This window comes from Streptomyces tatrensis (genome assembly GCF_049310065.1).
In the GTDB taxonomy this organism is placed as follows: Bacteria; Actinomycetota; Actinomycetes; order Streptomycetales; family Streptomycetaceae; genus Streptomyces.
Window position 1 is genome coordinate 4,210,646 of record NZ_JBMDLB010000011.1, and the last position, 15,697, is coordinate 4,226,342.

The following is a 15,697-nucleotide window of genomic DNA, read 5'->3' on the forward strand; positions in this document are numbered from 1 at the left end:
CAGGCTCGGGCCCATGAAGCGATCCACGACCATGACCACGGCCGCGCTCCTCACCGGCCTCACCCTCTTCGTCACCGCGTGCACGGGCGGCGCCGGCGGCTCCGACGGAAAGAAGGACGAGAAGAACGACTCCTCGAACTCGAGCGGCACGGGCGGCAGCGGCGGCGGTGGCGGCGCTGACGCCGACAACGCCCTCAAGATGCGCAAGTGCCTGCGCGAGAACGGCGTCGACGCCCCCGACCCGAAGCCCGGCGAGGACCCGCGCGGCATGACGCTGGGCGCGGGCATGGACCAGGAGGTCCTGAAGAAGGCCATGGACAAGTGCGGGATGAAGGGTCCCGGCTCCGGCGGCGAGGTCCCGCAGGCGGAGAAGGACAAGGCCCTGAAGCAGGCCAAGTGCATGCGGGACAACGGCTTCGACATGCCGGACCCGGAGTTCAACGGGAACGCGCGGTCCGGGTTCTCGATACCCGAGGGCGCCGACAAGGACGCCTTCATGGCCCAGCTGAACAAGTGCAGCGCCGACCAGTGAGGAAGCGCGGGAGGTGGCTCCTGGGCTCGCTGGCCGTCGTGCTCGCCGTCACGGGCGGCGGGTACGCGGTCGTCGCCCAGGCCGGGACGGACGGCGGCAGCGGCGGCAGCGGCGGCGGCGGCTCGAAGCAGGACCGCGCGGACGGGCTGCCGGGGGCCACGTCCCCGGTCACGCGCAGCGACCTGAGCTCCGGCTTCAAGGCCGACGGGACGCTCGGCTTCGCGAAGGAACGCAAGCTCAACGCGGTGGGCGCGGACGCGCCGGGCGGGGCGGGCGGGACGGGCGGAGCCCCCGGCGCGGGCGGGGCGGGGGCGGGCTCCGGGTCGGGCTCCGGCTCCGCCACCCTGACCTGGGTGGCGCCCGCCGGCTCCTCCGTAGAGCGTGACGGCAAGCTCTACGAGGTCAACGGCAAGCCGGTGCGCCTGCTGTACGGCGCCACGCCCATGTACCGGTCCCTGAAGTCCGGGGACAAGGGCGAGGACGTCAAACAGCTCAAGCAGAACCTCCAGGCCCTCGGCTTCGGCACCGGCCTGGACGCCACGGACGGCACCTTCACCGCCGGGACGGCCACCGCCGTCAAGCGCTGGCAGAAGTCCCACAAGGCGAAGGAGACGGGCGAGGTCGGCAAGGGCGACATCGCCTTCGCCTCCGGACCCCAGCGGATCCAGAAGAACGACATGGCGGTCGGCGACGAGGCGGCCGCCGGCAAGCCCGTCATGACCCTGACCGGCACCGAGCGGATGGTGCGCCTCCAGCTCGACGTGACCAAGGCGGGCAAGGTCAAGACCGGCGACCCGGTGACCGTGAGCCTGCCCGGCGGGGGCACCGGCAAGGGCAAGATCAGCTCGATCGGCGCCACCGCCAACGGTGACGACCCGTCCTCGGGCGGCGGGGGCGGTGGCGGAGGCGGCGACAAGAAGCCGAAGGTCGACGTCGAGGTCGCCCTCGACAACCCCGCCGAGGCCACGGGCCCCGACCAGTCCCCGGTCTCGGTGGGCCTGACGGGCGAGGTCCGCAAGGGGGTGCTCTCCGTACCGGTCAACTCGCTCCTCGCCCTCGCCGAGGGCGGCTTCGGAGTCCAGGTCGTCGAGGACGGCAAGGTCCGCGAGGTCAAGGTCGAGCTCGGCATGTTCGGCCAGGGCCGGGTGGAGGTGAAGGGGGACGCCCTCAAGGAGGGCATGCTCGTAGGAGTCCCCACGTCATGAACAAGCACGCCCACGCGGTCGTCGAACTGACCGGAGTCACCAAGGAGTACCCCGGCGGGGTCGCGGCCCTGCGCGGAGTCGACCTCACCGTCCTGAACGGCGAACTCCTCGCCATCGTAGGACCGTCGGGTTCCGGCAAATCCACGCTCCTGCACATCGTCGGAACCCTCGACCGGCCGACCGCCGGCCGCGTCGCCATCGCCGGGTACGACATCGCGAGCCTCTCCGACCGCTCCCTGTCGGCCCTGCGCTCCCGCCACGTCGGCTTCGTGTTCCAGTCCTTCCACCTGGTACCGGGCATCAGCGCCCGGGCCAACGTCGCCGAGGGACTCCTCTACTCCGGCCTGTCCCGCGCCGAACGCGGACGGCGGGCGGAACGCGCCCTGGAGCGCGTCGGCCTCGGCGACCGCATGGACCACCGGCCGCACGAACTGTCCGGCGGCCAGAAGCAGCGCGTGGCCATCGCCCGCGCGGTGGCGGGCGAACCGGACCTGCTGCTCGCCGACGAGCCGACGGGCGCCCTGGACACGGCGTCCGGCGAGTCGGTGATGGAACTGCTGCACGAGCTCAACCAGGACGGGGCCACCATCGCCGTGATCACCCACGACAACGAGATCGCGGCGAGCCTGCCCCGGCAGGTCCGCATCCGCGACGGCGAGATCGTGGCGGACGTGTGGAACGCGAACGCTGACGCTGACGCTGACGCGCCATCGGACACGGACGCGGACACGCTGGGGGTGGGCGCGTAATGGGTTCCGGTACCCGTACGAAGCCCCGCGCGGCCGAGGAGAAGGCGCGCGGCGGCGAGAGGAGGGCCCGCCGCGCCGAGCAGAGGGCCCGCAGGCTGTCTCCGCCGCGCCTCGGTCCCAGGGACGTGTTCCACGTGGGATCGGCGGGGCTGCGCTCGCGGCCCATGCGCGTGTTCCTGTCCGCGCTCGGGATCGCGATCGGCATCGCGACGATGATCGCGGTCGTCGGCATCTCCTCGTCGAGCCAGGCCAAGCTGCTCCAGGAACTCGACAAGCTCGGCACGAACATGATGGTCGCCACCCCCGCCCCCTCCATGTTCTCGGGACAGGACACCAAGCTGCCGAAGGACGCCCCCGGCATGATCGCCCGGATCGACGGGGTCGAGTCGGTCGGCACGACGGGCGACGTGAAGGAGTCCGTCCGCCGCAGCGAGAACATCCCGAAGGAGGAGACCAACGGCATCGCGCTCAAGGCGGCGAAGGACGAGCTCCTGAAGACGCTCCGGGCCCGGATGCACAGCGGGAGCTGGCTCAACGACGCGACGGGCCGCTACCCGTCCGTGGTCCTCGGACACGTCACCGCCGAGCGCCTGGGCATCACCGGGCCGGGCGGGCAGGTCTTCATCGGCGGCGAGTACTTCACCGTCATCGGCATCCTCGACCCGATCCCCCTCGCCCCGGATATCGAGCGCTCGGCACTCATCGGCTGGGACGCCGCCCAGAGCCTCCTGGGCTTCGACGGCCACCCCACGTCCGTCTACGAGCGCTCCGCCGACGACCGCGTCCAGCAGGTCCGGGGCCTCATGGCCAAGACGGCCAACCCGGAGAGCCCGAGCACGGTCGCGGTCACGGACCCGTCGGCGGCCCTCCAGGCGAAGGCCGCCACCGAGGGCGCCTTCAGCACCCTGCTCCTCGGCCTGGGCGGCATCGCCCTGCTGGTGGGCGGGGTCGGGGTGGCCAACACCATGATCATCTCGGTGCTGGAACGCCGCCACGAGATCGGCCTGCGCCGCTCCCTGGGCGCCACCAAGGGCCAGATCCGCATCCAGTTCGTCACGGAGTCCCTGCTGCTGTCGGGCCTGGGCGGCCTGGCGGGCATCGTGCTGGGCGGCGCGGCCACGGCGGTGTACGCCCGGGCCGGCGACCTCCCCTGGGTGGTCCCCCTCTGGGCCGTCACGGGCGGCTTCGCATCGACCCTGGCCATCGGCACGGTGGCGGGCCTCTACCCGGCGGTCCGCGCGGCGAAGCTGTCGCCGACGCTGGCGCTGCAGGCGGGGTAGGGCGGGGAGGGCCGACCGGACTCCGGACCTCCGGATTTCCGGACTCCGGGCGTCCGGAAATCCGTAGGAGAAACCCCCTTGCCCAATGGTCAAGAAGTGTTGACCATTGGGCACATGCCTACAGACGATCTCCCCGAGACCCTCCACGTCACCACCGACGAACAGCTGCGCGCCGTCTCCAACCTGACGCGCCACCGGATCATGGCCGTCCTCCGCTTCGAGCCCGCGACGATCACGCAGATCGCCGAGCGCGTGGGCCTCGCGAAGGGGAGTTCCAGCTACCACGTACGACTGCTCGAACGGGCCGGCCTGATCAAGGTGGTGCGGACGCGGAAGGTCCGGGGAGTCACCGAGCGGTACTACGCGATGGCCGCGCGGGGGCTCGTACTGCCGGACCCGGGCGAAGGAGGACCCGACGTGCTGATGCGGCATGCGGTGGCGGACCTGGAGGCGGCGTCGCCCGACGCCGAACGGCACGTACGGATGGCTCATCTGCGCCTCACCGAGGAGCAGTTCGCGGAGCTGGGTGCGCGACTGGCGGCGCTGGCGGACGAGTACCGGGAGCTGTCCGATCCGTCGCTGCCGGACGCGTCACTCGTCTTCGCACTGTTCCACCCGGCACCGCGCCGGCAGGTCGGAGGGGATGCCAAGTGACCTCGGACATCTCGGAGATCTCGGACATCAAGAAGTTCCCGGTCGGCTTCGGACGACTGTGGACCGCACAGACCGTGTCCTCCCTCGGTGACGGGGTGATGCACGCCGCACTGCCGCTGATCGCGCTCACCCTGACGCGGGATCCGATGGCGCTCGCCGTCGTCACCGCCGTCGGAACGCTGCCGTGGCTGCTCTTCGGGGTGCTCGGCGGCGCCCTGGTGGACCGCTGGGACCGCCGGCGCACCATGTGGGTCGCCGACGCGGGACGCGCGGTGCTGCTCGTGATACCGGTGGCAGCCGCCGTGCTCGACGTGCTGAGCATTCCGCTGCTCGCGGCCGTCGCCTTCCTGCTCGGCCTCGGCGGACTCTTCTTCGACACCGCCGCCACGGCCTACCTGCCGGACCTGCTCGGCCGCGACCCCGCGCTCCTGGAGCGCGCCAACTCCCGCCTACGGGGCACCCAGACCGCCGCCTCCGGCTTCGCGGGACCGCCCGCGGGCAGCGCCCTGCTCGCGCTCGGCCGGGCGGTTCCGCTGCTCGCCGACGCCCTGTCGTTCGCGGTCTCCGCACTGCTCGTACGGTCACTGCCCGCCTTGCCTGCCCCCGTACGGCCGGAGGCCCGCGAGTCGCTGCTGCGGCAGGCACGCGCCGGAGCCTCGTACGTCTTCAAGGACCGGCTGCTGCTCGGTCTCGCACTGCGTCCGGCGGTCGGGAACATCGCCTTCCTCGCCGTGGAGACCGTCCTCGCCCTCTTCGCCCACGACCGCCTCGGCATCGACACCTTCGGCTTCGGCCTGCTCCTCACGGCGGAGGCCACCGGCGGCCTGCTCGGCGCGGGCATCGCCTCCTTCCTCGGCCGGCGCCTCGGCACCGGCACCGCGCTGACCTGCACAGCCGCAGTCGAGGGACTCGCCATCCTGGGCCTCGCCGTCGCCCCGAACCCGTACGTCGCCGGCCTCGCGCTCGCCGTCTGCGGAGCGGGCATGGGCGCCACGATGGTGCTCGCGCCCTCCCTCCGGCAGGCGATCGTCCCCGCCCACCTGATGGGCCGGGTCGCCTCCACCTCCCGCATGCTCGCCATGTGCGCCGCCCCGTTCGGCGCCTTCCTCGGCGGCTGGCTGGCCACCAGCTACGACATACGGACCCCGCTCTACGCCGCCGCCGGCCTCCTCCTCGCCATGACCGCCATCACGGCGAACATGACCAGCAACCGCCGGGTCGAGGCGGCACTGCGCGACGCTGCGAAGGCGGCTGAGGCGGATTCCCTCATAGGCTGAATCCCGTGCGCGAGGGAGAGGAGTCCGTGGTGGCCGAGACGGTGACGACGGAGACGACGGAGACGGTGATGGCCGAGCTGGCCGCACTGGAGGACCCGAAGGCGCGCGCGGTGAACGAGAAGCACGGTGACGACCACGGTGTGAACCTCGGCAAGCTGCGCGCGATCGCGAAGCGGTTGAAGACACAGCACGAACTGGCCTGCCGGCTCTGGGAGACGGGTGACACGGCCGCCAGGCTCCTGGCGCTCCTGATCTGCCGCCCGAAGGCCTTCGGCCGGGACGAGCTGGACGCCATGCTGCGCGAGGCGCGCAGGCCCAAGGTCCACGACTGGCTCGTGAACTACGTGGTGAAGAAGAGCCCGCACGCGGAAGAGCTGCGCCTCGCGTGGTTCGCCGATCCGGATCCCGTGGTCGCTAGGGCCTGTCGTCAAACTCCCGTCTGCCTCGCGACGCCTGGCACGCGCTCTCGCCGCACCGGGCGAAAGCCAAGTACGTCCAGTACGCAGGCCTCCGCCCGGCACGCCGAGAGCACGCACCAGACGCCGCGCGGCCGCCCTTCGGGCGACGACGGGAGTTTGACGACAGGCCCTAGCGCGGGGTGGTCGCTGACCACCGAGCGGGTGGCGAAGAAGCCCGACGGTCTGGACCTCGCGGCACTGCTCGACGTCATCGAGGCGCGGATGAAGGACGCCCCCGACCGCCTGCAGTGGGCGATGAACCACTGCCTGGCCCAGATCGGCATCGAGCACGCCGAGTACCGCACCCGCGCACTCGCCATCGGCGAGCGCCTGGAGGTCCTGAAGGACTACCCGACACCCCCGGGCTGCACCTCTCCGTACGCACCCACCTGGATCACCGAACTGGTGCGCCGGAAGGACGCCGCGACGTCTGGGTGAGCGGCGGCCCGTAAAGCAGTGGACACCCCTCACCCACTGCGTGAGCATCTCCGCGATGAGCAACGAACTTCTCCCCAAACGCGTCCGCTTCGTCCAGCTCAACGCGAAGGCCCTACGAGCCCTCGCCGACGGCGACCTAGCAGGTGGCAGCGCCGAGGCCGGGGTGGACCTCGACGCGTACTTCGTGTCCGACCGCGCCCGCCGGATCTTCGCCTACCGCGCCGACCAGCTCACCCGGGACCCCTCCGCCGCCCCCTGGACCACCCGCGCCGCCGTGTCGGAGCCGGACGGGACCGTCATCGGCGACGCCGGCTTCCACGGCCCGCCGGACGAAACAGGCGTGGTCGAGGTCGGCTACAGCGTCGTGTCCGCCTACCGCCGCCAGGGCTACGCCCGCGCCCTGCTGACCGCCCTCCTGACCAGAGCCGCCGAAGAACCCGACGTCAGAACCGTCCGGGCCACGATCCGCTCCGACAACACCGCCTCCCTGGCCACCCTCGCGGGCTTCGGCTTCACCCAAGTCGCCGAACAAGGAAACGAAACCGACGGCATCACCCTCGTCTTCGAACGCCCGGCGAACCCGCCCCAGCCGCCCCAGCCGCCCCTCTAGAACCTCTCCGGCCGACCATGTGACCGGCTCTTCCCTGACTCGTCGGTCCGGACATGCGACGGGATCAACGCCGGCGGGATCTCGTGAGCCGCGATGAGCTGAGCCATACGGTGCACCCGGTGCCAGACGTGCGGGCCGTCGCCATCCCCCGCTCGTGGAGGGAAGCGCCGTTGGCGACCCACGTGTACGTGCAGCCTCCGAGCCTGGTGTCGAGCGACACCAGATCGACACCCACCACCTCAAGGCTGTTCCACCTGCGGTCCCACGGTCCGTTGTGATGTTCCTCCCGCAGGCGCGCGACCATGGCTACAGGGTCTCCGACTGCGAAACACCGAGGCCGATCGCCATTGTCCGAATCCGCACCCGGTGCAGAATCCCGTCCGGCTCCGCGATCAGCCACGGACGGTCGGTAGTCGCCAAGCCGAGAAGAACTGTGTAGCGATCTGTCGCGCCCACCGACCCTGAGGGGCTTCCCATGCCCCTTGCGCTCGGGGTGGCGGTCGGCGGTCTCGGAAAGGGTGTTCAGACGCCCGATCCTGGATGCTCTGATCACCCCGCGCGTCCGTACCGACCGAGGTCACGGTCCTGCCGGGGCCGTGTACGGATGACCGACCGGAGGGGGCCCGGGCATCTCAGACGGAGCCGCTCCTCCCCACTCCTCCCTCCCGGCCGTTCCTCGGGGGGATCCCGGAAGTCTTGTGGCGTTTCGGGGTGGGTCGGTCGGTCAAGGGTGGCCGAAGGCCATCGCGAAGCGACGCGACCGAAGGGAGCGCCCTTGAGGGACCGGCCCACCCCGAAAGGACACTGGACTGCCGGGCTCCCCCCGAACCCCCACGCAGCCCCGCCCCACCCCTACCGCTCCCCGCCCCCTACCGCTCCCCACCCCTACGGCTCCCCGCCTCCTACCCGTACACCCCCTCCGACCTCCCACAACTCCCCTCGAACCCAAGTACGTTCCGCACCCTCCTCCCATCCGTGCCCGTTGAACCGGTGTCCGTACTTGGTTGCCGATTCCGGAGTTTCCGTGCCCGCTCCCGCCCTGCCCTCCCCGCCTCCCGACCTGCTGGGCGCTCGGGTCCGGGACCCGTACCCCTACTTCGCCTGGCTGCGGCGGCACGCGCCCGCGCGGGTGGAGCGCCGGGAGGGGCGGCCCGCCGTGTGGCAGATCTCCCGCTACGAGGACGTCCGGGCCCTGCTCACCGACGAGCGGCTGAGCAAGTACCCGGGGCGGGTGCCCGGTTACGTCGCAGGGCCGGCCGGGCTGAACCGGCACCTGGTCCATGCCGATCCGCCGGACCACACCCGGCTGCGGACCCTGGTGAACACGGCCTTCGTGCCCCGCCGCATCGCCCAGCTGGAACCTTTCATCACCGACACCGCACACCTGCTCCTGGACCGGGTCGAGGGCCACCCGCACGTGGACGTGATCGGGGACTTCGCCGCGCCCCTGACGTTCCGGATGATCTGCGCGATCCTCGGCGTCCCCGAAGAGCTGGACAACGCGGAGACCCGGGACACCCTGATGGCCACCATCGCGCCCGCTCCGGATCTGGATCCGGCCCGGGTCGAGGGCGCCCTGCACGCACTGCTCGACCGGCTCGTCACCACCAAACGCACGGGGGGCGAACAGAGCGGAGTGGACCTGCTGGGCGCTCTCGTACGGGCCAGTGACGACAGCGGGGCGATGAGCGAGGAGGAGCTGCGGTCCACCGCGTACCTCCTGCTGCTGGTCGGACACGACACCACCATGAACCTCATCGGAAACGGCACGCTCGCCCTGCTCCGCAACCCCGCCGAGGCGGACCGGCTCACCTCCCCGGGGCTCGTCACCACGGGCGTCGAAGAGCTCCTGCGCTACGACTCCCCGGTGCGCGACGCGACCTTCCGCTGCGCGGCAGAATCGTTCGTCCTCCACGGGCAGGTGATCGCCGAGGGGGACATCGTCAGCCTCCTGATCGGCTCGGCGAACCGGGACGGCCTCCGTTTCCCCGAGCCGGACCGGCTCGATCTGGGGCGGACGCCCAATGACCACCTCGCCTTCGGCTACGGGCCCCACTTCTGCATCGGCGCCTCCCTGGCCCGCCTCGAAGGTGCGGTCGCGCTCCCCCTCCTCCTCCAGCGCCTGGGCAGCGTCGCGCTGGCCAAGCCCGCCGAGGAACTCCCCTGGCGACCGGCCCGGGTCATGCGCGGGCTGGCCGCACTCCCCGTCGTACGGAACTGATCCCGGCGCCCACCCACGCCGGCCCGGCCCACCGGTCCACTCACCAACCCACCAACCCACCCGCAGGAGTAACTCCTCATGCTCGACAAGCCCGACGCCGCCGACCCCGTGGTGCTGGCCGAGCCCGCCCCGGGCGTCCTGCTCATCACCCTCAACAGGCCCCATGTCCGCAACGCCGTCGACCGACCCCTCGCCGAGGCCCTGGACGCGGCGCTCACCCGGCTGGAGGACGATCCGTCGCTGGCCGTCGGCATCCTCACCGGTGCGGAGGGCCACTTCTGCTCGGGGATGGACCTCAAGGCCTTCCCCACCGAAGGCGTCCCCGTCGTCGCCGGGCGGGGGCTGGCCGGGCTGACCCGCGCCCGGCTGCGCAAGCCGCTCATCGCCGCCGTCGAGGGTACGGCCGTCGCCGGGGGCTTCGAACTGGCCCTCGCCTGCGACCTGATCACCGCGGCCGACACCGCGTTCTTCGCCCTGCCCGAGGTGGCCCGCGGACTCATCGCCGCCGAAGGCGGAGCCATCCGCCTGCCCGGCCGGCTCCCCTATCACGTGGCCATGGAGATGCTCCTGACGGCGGCTCCCCTGTCCGCCACCGACGCGGCCCGCTACGGGCTGGTCAACCGCCTCACCCCCGAAGGCCGGGCACTCGAAGCGACGCTCGACCTGAGCGCCCGCATCCAGGCCCACTCCCCCCACGCCGTCCACATCACGAAGCAGATCGTCCAGAACACCCGCGGCCTGGACGACCACGCCGCCTACGGCGTCCAAGACCCGCTCAGCACACCCGTGTTCGCCACCACCGCCGCTACGGAGGGCGCCCGGGCCTTCACCCAGAAACGCACTCCCGCCTGGGACGGGCCTCCGGCGTCCCGCCGGCTCTGATCCGCGGGGCCGGCCCACCACGACCCACCACCCCCGCTCCCCCCGGGCCGGCCCCCGCCCCGATCAAACCTCTCCCGCCCCGCGCACCCCCCGTCGTACGCTGGTCTGATGCGAACTCCACGGCAGGCCGCAAGAATCGTCGTCCTCAACCCCGCCGGATCCGTGTTCCTGTTCCGCGAGAACAACGTGGAAGTCGGCATCCACTGGCTGCCGCCCGGCGGTGGCATCGATCCCGGGGAGACGCCCGAGGACTGCGTGCGGCGGGAGTTGCGCGAGGAGACGGGCTGGACGGACCTGGAGCCGGAGCGACTGCTCTGCACCTGGGAGCACGACTTCACCCACCAGGGCATCCCCGTACGCCAGCACGAGCACATCTACGTGACCACCGGCCCGCACCGCGATCCGGTGCCGGAGTACCCCGAGGCCCACTGGCGGTGGCTGTCCCCGCTGAACCTCGCCACCCTCGGCGAACCGCTGTGGCCGCCGCGCCTCGCGGAACTGCTCGACGAAGTCCCCGCCGAGCCGGTGCACTTGGGGCTGCTCGCCTGAGCTCAGCGCGGCATCCGCCGGGACAGCTCCCGGGCGGCCGCGCGCAGCCCGGACTCCGCCGAGGACGCGTAGGAGTCCGGGAGCGGGACCTGAACGTCCCGTGCCCCCTCCAACGAATCGGCCGGGCGCGGCCAGTGCACCTGCGCGCCCGCCCGCTCCGCCAGCACCAGCACGGCGGCGACGAATCCCTCCGAGAGGGCGCGGATGACGGCGTGGCCGGTGTGGCCGTGGCGGGAGACGAGGGCTTCGGCGAAGACGCCGAGAGCGGCCGGGTCGATCCGGCACTCGTCGTTGATCAAGGGGCCGATGCCCGACGGGAGACCCAGTTCCTCCTCGAAGACGGCCACTTGGCGGTGGAAGAGCCGGGCGGCACCGTTCGAGGGGTTCCAGACCGTCTCGTCCCCGACGTCGTAGTGCTGACTCACCGCCCGCCACCGCCCGCCCCGCCCGTCGCCCGCGCGTACAGCTGCGCCGCGTAGTCGTTCAGGATCGTGCTCGTCGAGACGTCGTCCGTGTCCCCGCCGGTCAGGACGCCGATGATCTTTCCGTCGCCGGCGATCCACGCGCTGCCGCTCGTGCCGCCGGGGAAGTCCGCGCAGTCGAAGCGCTGTTCCGTGGCGCTCAGCCGCACCGCGCGGGACAGGCAGGTGCGCGGGACCGTGCGGTCCGACGGGTAGCCCGTCACCGTGACCTGCTCGTCCGTGCGGCCCGTGGTGTCCAGGACCGCGGCGCCGGTGACGTCCTCGATGTTCCGGCCCGAGGCGTCGGGGGCGAGGCGGGCGAAGGCGAGGTCGTAGTCGTCGTTCGTACCGTTCGCCCAGCGCGGGTCCTCGAAGACCTCCGCGATCTTCCAGGTGCCGTACGGGGCCCGCCCGTCCGCGTAAGCGGGTGCGAAGGAGGCTCCGCCCTCCTTGACCCGGCCGGCGAGCAGACAGTGGCCGGCGGTGACGATCAGGTTCCGCCCGGGGCTGTGCACGACGGTCGCCGTACAGAAGTGCCTGCCGGTCACATCGCCCTCGAACAGCGCCCCGGCGAAGCTCGCGGGCCCGCCCGGCGCGGGGGGCGACACCGACGGTCCGGGGGTCGGCGCACCAGACGACACACCGGACGACACACCCGTCGACACGCCGGACGGCCGAGCCTGTTCCGGTGATTGCGACTGCGACGGCGACGGCCGGGTCGTGGAGGAAGTCGCCGGAGGGGCCGCGTTCGCGCGCGCGACCGCCTTGCCGTCATCGGCCGGGACCACCTTCGTCATGACCGCGGACGCACCCAGCGCCGCCACCGCACACAACACCGCGGTCACCACGGCCCGCTTGTCCATCACAGACACCCCTCCCCCACTCACTCCGGCGAAGCATGCCCTGACCGCGGCAACCCCGGCAACGGGGACCCCTGCCCCCGGCTGTTGACACCTCCCCGGTCACCCCTCACACTCTTCTGTATCCACTAGAAACAGTTTACGGAGGACGCAAAATGAGCGCCACCCTTGCCGCCGTCGCCGCCACCGCACTCGCCGCCCCCGCGGCCACCCTCCTCGGCCTCCTCGCCCACCGTGCCCTGCGCCGCACACAGGCCACCAAGGCCCTGCGGATCGGCTCCGCGCACGGCATCGACGAGCAGGGCTTCGTCCGCATCGGCGGCATCGACCAGTGGATCTCGGTCCGCGGCGAGGACCGGTCCCATCCGGTCCTCCTCGAGATCCACGGCGGCCCCGGCGCCGCCAACTCCATCTACACGGTGCGCACCCGCAGTTGGGAGCGGCACTTCACGATCGTCCGCTGGGACATGCGCGGCGCCGGCAAGACCTTCGGCCGCGGCGGCCCGCAGGGCCAGGGCGAGGCCACCTTCGAGCGGCTCTACGAGGACGCCCTGGAGGTCACCCGGTACGCCCGGGACCTGCTGGGCGCCGAACGGGTGGTGCTCCTGGCCAACTCCTACGGCAGCGTCTTCGGGCTGCGGCTGGCCCGCAACCACCCCGAGCTCTACTCCGCGTACGTGGGCACCGACCAGAACATCCACACCGGCGGCCGGGACACCTCCGCCCACGACGCCCTACGGGAGCGGCTGCGCGCCGCCGGGAAGGCGAAGCTGCTCGCGCAGGTCGAGGCGATCGGGGCCGACCCGCGCGCGTGGACCCCGCAGCAGCAGGCGGCGTACGCCAAGATCAGCGCGCAGAGCGATCCACTGACGCTGGCCACGCTCAAGAAGGTGGTCCTGGGGTCGATGTGGCTGTCGCCGCTGCACTCGCTGCGCGATCTGCGGGACTACTTCCGCGGGCAGGCCTTCTCGGAGCGGATCACCGGGGGGACGGCGGGGCTCGACGACCGGGCCGACGGTACGCGCTTCGAGATCCCGTTCTTCGTCTTCCAGGGCGAGCACGACGTCCTCACCCCGACGGCCGCAGCGAAGGCCTTCTTCGACGAGGTCGAGGCTCCGGTGAAGCAGTTCGCCCTCATCGAGGACTGCAGCCACTTCGCCTCGTTCGCCCGCCCGGACCGCTTTCTGGAGCTCCTCCAGACCCACGTCCGCCCGGTGGTCACGGGCGAGCGCCGCTCCACCGTCTGACCACCCCGGCCCGGCCGACCCCAGCCCCGCCCTGGGCCTCTCAGTCGGCCGTTCCCAGCGGGACGACCCACCGCATCGGCTGACCGGTGACCTTGGCGATCATGTCGTAGTCGCCGTCGTAGTGCAGGACGGTGGCTCCGTGCCGTTCGGCGGTCGCCGCGATGATCAGGTCCGGGAGGGAGAGTGCCTTCCAGTTGCCCGACTCGATGAGCAGTCTCTGCACTTCCAAGGCCCGGTCCCACGTCTCGTCGGGAGTGGCGAGCCAGTCGAAGGCGCCCATGCCTTTGCGAACCCGTTCCGCGTCGGCCTTCGAGCGGGCGCTGTACATCACCTCCAGCTCCACGGCGCCGCACACGGCAAGGACTCCCGCCACGTGGAGCGGAAAGACGACCTTGTGCACGGCAGGCTTGGGGTAGCGCGCCAGAGCAGACTTGTCGATGAGGAAGCGCTCGGTCATGCCGCCCTGTCCTGGACGTGCTCCGTCTCCGCGAGCGTCTCGGCGGCCGGCTCGACCGGGCCGGTCAGATCGGGCAGTCCTCCCTCGGCGATCCAGTTCAGGAAGTCCTCCCGCTTGCGCCGGTTGACCACGTCCTGAAGGGCCGCGTTCACCGTCGCCACCTTCGTCTTCGTTCCGAAGAGCTCGGCGGCCTCCGCCAGCAGGGCGTCATCCACGTCGATCACGGTTCTGGTCATCGTGAACCTCCTGAGCGAGGGGCGACCGCCCCCTGTCCACTTAAACGATATCAAGATCGACGTCAAGAGATATCGTTTCTGCAGGCAAGGCCCACGACCCGCGGACGGCGACCCACGCCCCACAAACGGCGAACGCCCCGGCCGGAGCGATCCCGGCCGGGGCTGTCCACTGGCGTGCTCGTGCCGCTACGCGCCCGGCCAGAGGCCTTCCGGGGTCAGGCCGAGGAGGTCAATCGCGTTGCCGCGGACGATGCGGTCCACCACGTCCGGGGCCAGGTGGCCCATCTGGGACTCGCCGACCTCGCGGGATTTGGGCCACGTGGAGTCGGAGTGGGGGTAGTCCGTCTCGTAGAGGACGTTGGCGACGCCGATGGAGTCGAGGTTCTTCAGGCCGAAGGCGTCGTCGAAGAAGCAGCCGAAGACGTGCTCCGCGAAGAGCTCCGACGGCGGGCGCAGCACCTTGTCGGCGACGCCGCCCCAGCCGCGGTTCTCCTCCCAGACCACGTTCGCGCGCTCCAGGATGTACGGGATCCAGCCGATCTGGCCCTCCGCGTACATGATCTTGAGGTTCGGGAAGCGCTCGAACTTGCCGCTCATCAGCCAGTCCACCATCGAGAAGCAGCAGTTGGCGAAGGTGATGGTGGAGCCGACGGCCGGCGGGGCGTCCGCCGAGGTGGAGGGCATGCGCGAGGAGGAGCCGATGTGCATGGCGATGACCGTGCCGGTCTCGTTGCACGCCTCCAGGAAGGGGTCCCAGTCGTCCGTGTGGATGGACGGGAGCCCGAGGTGGGGCGGGATCTCGGAGAAGGCGACCGCGCGGACCCCGCGGGCCGCGTTGCGGCGGACCTCGGCGGCGGCGAGGCGGGCGTCCCAGAGCGGGACCAGGGTGAGCGGGATGAGGCGGCCGTGCGCGTCCGGGCCGCACCACTCCTCCACCATCCAGTCGTTGTACGCGCGCACGCCGAGCAGGCCGAGCTCGCGGTCTTTGGCCTCGGTGAAGGTCTGGCCGCAGAAGCGCGGGAAGGTCGGGAAGCAGAGGGCGGACTGGACGTGGTTGACGTCCATGTCGGCGAGCCGGTCGGGAACCGAGAAGGAGCCCGGGCGCATCTGCTCGTACGTGATGACTTCGAGCTTGATCTCGTCGCGGTCGTAGCCGACGGCCGTGTCGAGGCGGGTGAGGGGTCGGTGCAGGTCCTCGTACACCCACCAGTCGCCTATCGGGCCGTCGTCGCCCTTTGCCCCCATCACGGGGGCGAACTTGCCCCCGAGGAAGGTCATTTCCTTCAGGGGGGCGCGGACGACGCGGGGGCCGACGTCGTGGTACTTGGACGGGAGCCGGTCCCGCCAGACGTTGGGGGGCTCAACCGTGTGGTCGTCCACCGAGATGATCTTCGGGAAGGTCTCCATGCCCTCACGGTAGCGTCAATCTGACGAACCGTCAGCTAGTTGGGCGGGGCAGGATCCCGGATCCGCACCCGGCCGGGGCCAGGATCCGTAAGGACTGGGTCCGTTACGGACTGACGTGTACGCGCAACACAGGGCAGACTGGCCCTTACACCTATGGAAGGCAGGGGGGAGACC

At 71.4% G+C, this 15,697-nt stretch carries 17 protein-coding genes; 12 read left to right on the forward strand and 5 right to left on the reverse strand.

The window, feature by feature from the left end; genetic code table 11:
- Window positions 1-13 precede the first annotated feature (13 nt).
- The 11 genes from ACODT5_RS34750 (at window position 14) to ACODT5_RS34800 (ending at window position 10,855) form a co-directional block, all read left to right on the forward strand.
- A complete protein-coding gene (locus tag ACODT5_RS34750) occupies window positions 14-532 on the forward strand; it encodes a hypothetical protein (protein WP_422523058.1) in 519 nt (172 codons plus the stop codon).
- Window positions 529-1,737 (forward strand): peptidoglycan-binding protein, encoded by a 1,209-nt coding sequence (locus ACODT5_RS34755; protein WP_422523059.1) that lies wholly within the window; start codon window positions 529-531, stop codon window positions 1,735-1,737. Before ACODT5_RS34750 ends, ACODT5_RS34755 begins: the two co-directional genes overlap by 4 nt.
- Window positions 1,734-2,486: an ABC transporter ATP-binding protein gene (locus ACODT5_RS34760; protein WP_422523060.1), complete on the forward strand. Its 753-nt coding sequence runs from the start codon at window positions 1,734-1,736 to the stop codon at window positions 2,484-2,486. The genes ACODT5_RS34755 and ACODT5_RS34760 overlap by 4 nt, the downstream gene beginning before the upstream one ends.
- The gene (locus tag ACODT5_RS34765) at window positions 2,486-3,766 is read left to right on the forward strand and encodes an ABC transporter permease (RefSeq protein ID WP_422523061.1); all 1,281 of its coding nucleotides are present in this window, start codon (window positions 2,486-2,488) and stop codon (window positions 3,764-3,766) included. The genes ACODT5_RS34760 and ACODT5_RS34765 overlap by 1 nt, the downstream gene beginning before the upstream one ends.
- Before the next feature lie 114 nt (window positions 3,767-3,880).
- Complete coding sequence (locus ACODT5_RS34770; RefSeq protein ID WP_422523062.1) at window positions 3,881-4,420, forward strand: ArsR/SmtB family transcription factor; 540 nt, start codon at window positions 3,881-3,883, stop codon at window positions 4,418-4,420.
- On the forward strand, window positions 4,417-5,697 hold the full coding sequence (locus ACODT5_RS34775; RefSeq protein ID WP_422523063.1) for an MFS transporter: 1,281 nt from the start codon (window positions 4,417-4,419) through the stop codon (window positions 5,695-5,697). Before ACODT5_RS34770 ends, ACODT5_RS34775 begins: the two co-directional genes overlap by 4 nt.
- A 5-nt stretch (window positions 5,698-5,702) precedes the next feature.
- Window positions 5,703-6,593, forward strand: coding sequence for a DNA alkylation repair protein (locus ACODT5_RS34780; protein ID WP_422523064.1), 891 nt, complete (start codon window positions 5,703-5,705; stop codon window positions 6,591-6,593).
- Window positions 6,594-6,648: 55 nt separating this feature from the next.
- A complete protein-coding gene (locus tag ACODT5_RS34785) occupies window positions 6,649-7,203 on the forward strand; it encodes a GNAT family N-acetyltransferase (protein WP_422523065.1) in 555 nt (184 codons plus the stop codon).
- Between the two features lie 1,024 nt (window positions 7,204-8,227).
- Window positions 8,228-9,424, forward strand: coding sequence for a cytochrome P450 family protein (locus tag ACODT5_RS34790; protein ID WP_422523066.1), 1,197 nt, complete (start codon window positions 8,228-8,230; stop codon window positions 9,422-9,424).
- A 78-nt stretch (window positions 9,425-9,502) separates the two neighbouring features.
- Window positions 9,503-10,306 (forward strand): crotonase/enoyl-CoA hydratase family protein, encoded by an 804-nt coding sequence (locus tag ACODT5_RS34795; protein ID WP_422523067.1) that lies wholly within the window; start codon window positions 9,503-9,505, stop codon window positions 10,304-10,306.
- A gap of 108 nt (window positions 10,307-10,414) precedes the next feature.
- Window positions 10,415-10,855, forward strand: a complete 441-nt coding sequence (locus tag ACODT5_RS34800) for an NUDIX hydrolase (protein WP_422523068.1) — start codon at window positions 10,415-10,417, stop codon at window positions 10,853-10,855.
- A 2-nt stretch (window positions 10,856-10,857) separates the two neighbouring features.
- On the opposite strand, the gene ACODT5_RS34805 is transcribed toward ACODT5_RS34800, so the two are convergent.
- Both ACODT5_RS34805 and ACODT5_RS34810 read right to left on the reverse strand, forming a co-directional pair.
- Window positions 10,858-11,280 (reverse strand): DUF6086 family protein, encoded by a 423-nt coding sequence (locus tag ACODT5_RS34805; protein ID WP_422523069.1) that lies wholly within the window; start codon window positions 11,278-11,280, stop codon window positions 10,858-10,860.
- On the reverse strand, window positions 11,277-11,924 hold the full coding sequence (locus ACODT5_RS34810; protein ID WP_422523070.1) for a trypsin-like serine peptidase: 648 nt from the start codon (window positions 11,922-11,924) through the stop codon (window positions 11,277-11,279). Before ACODT5_RS34810 ends, ACODT5_RS34805 begins: the two co-directional genes overlap by 4 nt.
- A 407-nt stretch (window positions 11,925-12,331) precedes the next feature.
- Between ACODT5_RS34810 and ACODT5_RS34815 the strand changes: the two genes are divergently transcribed.
- Complete coding sequence (locus tag ACODT5_RS34815) at window positions 12,332-13,423, forward strand: alpha/beta fold hydrolase (protein ID WP_422523071.1); 1,092 nt, start codon at window positions 12,332-12,334, stop codon at window positions 13,421-13,423.
- 40 nt (window positions 13,424-13,463) lie between these two features.
- Here ACODT5_RS34815 and ACODT5_RS34820 read toward each other — a convergent pair whose 3' ends face one another.
- The 3 genes from ACODT5_RS34820 to ACODT5_RS34830 form a co-directional block, all read right to left on the reverse strand.
- Window positions 13,464-13,880, reverse strand: coding sequence for a PIN domain nuclease (locus tag ACODT5_RS34820; protein ID WP_422523072.1), 417 nt, complete (start codon window positions 13,878-13,880; stop codon window positions 13,464-13,466).
- Entirely contained in the window at window positions 13,877-14,116 is a 240-nt protein-coding gene (locus ACODT5_RS34825) for a type II toxin-antitoxin system VapB family antitoxin (RefSeq protein WP_422523073.1), read from the reverse strand. The genes ACODT5_RS34820 and ACODT5_RS34825 overlap by 4 nt, the downstream gene beginning before the upstream one ends.
- 186 nt (window positions 14,117-14,302) lie before the next feature.
- Complete coding sequence (locus tag ACODT5_RS34830; protein ID WP_422523074.1) at window positions 14,303-15,523, reverse strand: amidohydrolase family protein; 1,221 nt, start codon at window positions 15,521-15,523, stop codon at window positions 14,303-14,305.
- Window positions 15,524-15,697 lie beyond the last annotated feature (174 nt).